This window comes from Planctomycetota bacterium, assembly GCA_038746835.1.
Lineage (GTDB): Bacteria > Planctomycetota > Phycisphaerae > Tepidisphaerales > Tepidisphaeraceae > JBCDKH01.
Window position 1 is genome coordinate 1 of the sequence record JBCDKH010000320.1, and the last position, 1,847, is coordinate 1,847.

A 1,847-nucleotide genomic window follows, 5' to 3' on the forward strand; every position below is an offset into this window, starting at 1 on the left:
GGCAACCCCGCTGAGCTCAACACCCCGACGGCCTGGGGCGTGGGGTTGGCCTAGCCAAGCCGACCGACTCCAGACCTCCCGGCCGCCGGCGACGCCGCCGCGGGCCGCCCCGCGCGACTACGCCGTCCTGGCGGTCGACGCGTTGACGCTGCCGGGCCTGCCGACGCAGGCGTTCAAGCGGCAAAGCGGCGTCTTGCCGAGCGACCCGCGCGACCGGGCGTTCGCCGAGCGGATGGTGGTCGAGGTCGTCAAGAACCTCGGCTACCTGTCGACGCTGATCGCCCACTACGCCGATCGGCCGTACCACCGGATCGAGCCTCGGCTTCGGCTGATTCTGCTGGTGGGCGTCGTGCAAGTGGAGCAATTCGACCGCGTGCCGGACCACGCGATCGTGACCGAAGCCGTCCAGCAGACCAGGCGATTCAAAGAGGTCGGACTCGCACGGTCGGCCGGGTTTATCAACGCTGTGATGCGCAGAGCCGTCGAGCGCGAGGGGCACGAGAAAGTGCTGCCGACGCGTGACGATCCGGCTGCGTTCTGCGAGATCGTCCTGAGCCACCCGCGACCGATCGTCGATCGGTTGATCGCGTTGCTCGGTCCCGACGATGCAATCCGGTTCTGCGAGCATGACAATCGCGAGGCACCGCTCCTGGCGCGGCTCATTGGAGACGCGACGGTCGAGCAGCTCGTCTCTGAACCGAAGCCGTGGTCAGAGCGCAGCGTCGACGCGGGTCCGGACGAACATCAAAGTGCTCTCGACGGACCCGGGTCGACGCTGCGCTCTGACCACGGCTTCGGTTGAAAGACCTGTCACGATCGACCATCGCTACGTTCGACGATGCACCCGCGTCAGGAGCGAGTCGAGCCGGAGGTGCTGGCGCGGTGGAAAGAGAAGCAGGAGAAGCTTGCCTCGCGGGTCATAACGACATCGGTGCACCACGAGTTGACGCACGTCGCGGGAGTGGACTGTGCGTTTGCGGGCGATGCGATCGTCGCGGTCGCGGTGCTTTGGGATGTCGTTTCGCAAGACGTCGTTCGCGTGCGGTCAGTGCGCCGGAAGGTGACGGTGCCGTATCGGACGGGGTTCCTCAGCTTTCGCGAAGGGCAGGCGGTACACGAGGTGCTCGACCGGCTCGGCCCGTTCGACGCGGCGATCTTCGACGGGCAAGGACTGGCCCATCCGCGGCGATGCGGGCTGGCGACGCACATCGGGGTCGAACGCGACATCGTGGCCGTCGGGTGTGCCAAGAGCCGGCTCGTCGGCGAGTACGTCGATCCGCCGGACGAGACGGGCATAGCGACGGACCTCGTCCACCGCGACGAGGTCGTCGGCCGCGTGATCCGAACGCGTGAGGGGACGAAGCCCGTCTTTGTCAGCATCGGCCACCGATGCGAACTGGACCAAGCGGCCGCGATCGTGCTCGCGACACGCAGGCGGTACCGCCTGCCCGAACCGACGCGATTGGCCGACAAGCTGGTCGCCAAGGCAAAGCTCGGCGAGGTTGTCGACTTCAGCTAAGCCGGAGACGCGGCTACGGCCGCGCTAGGGTGCGGCCGATGACGGGCAAGACCGCTGAGCTGAACACCACGACGGACAAGGGCGTGTCGTTTGCCTAGGCAAGTCGAACGACTCCAGAACTACCGCCCGCCGGCGAAGACGAAGCGGGTCGACCCGCGCGACTATGCCGTCCTGGCGGTCGACGCGTTGACGCTGCCAGGGCTGCCGACGCAGGCGTTCAAGCGGCAGAGTGGCGTGTTGCCCAGCGACCCGCGCGACCGGGCGTTCGCCGAGCGGATGGTGGTCGAGGTCGTCAAGAACCTCGGCTACCTGTCGACACTGATCGCCC

Annotated in this window: 3 protein-coding genes; all 3 read left to right on the top strand. The window is 67.5% G+C overall.

Annotation, left to right across the window (positions count from 1 at the left end):
* The coding region (locus tag AAGI46_17045) for a transcription antitermination factor NusB (protein MEM1013915.1) at positions 1–802 on the top strand (802 nt) is incomplete at its 5' end.
* Positions 803–838: 36 nt separating this feature from the next.
* Positions 839–1,519, top strand: a complete 681-nt coding sequence (locus AAGI46_17050; GenBank protein MEM1013916.1) for an endonuclease V — start codon at positions 839–841, stop codon at positions 1,517–1,519.
* 90 nt (positions 1,520–1,609) lie between these two features.
* Positions 1,610–1,847, top strand: a 238-nt coding sequence (locus AAGI46_17055; protein MEM1013917.1) for a hypothetical protein, incomplete at its 3' end; no start/stop codon positions are given.

Bases quoted from the DNA above. Each gene is read 5' to 3' on its own strand.
- AAGI46_17050 (MEM1013916.1), top strand. From the start codon at position 839: ATGCACCCGCGTCAGGAGCGAGTCGAGCCGGAGGTGCTGGCGCGGTGG.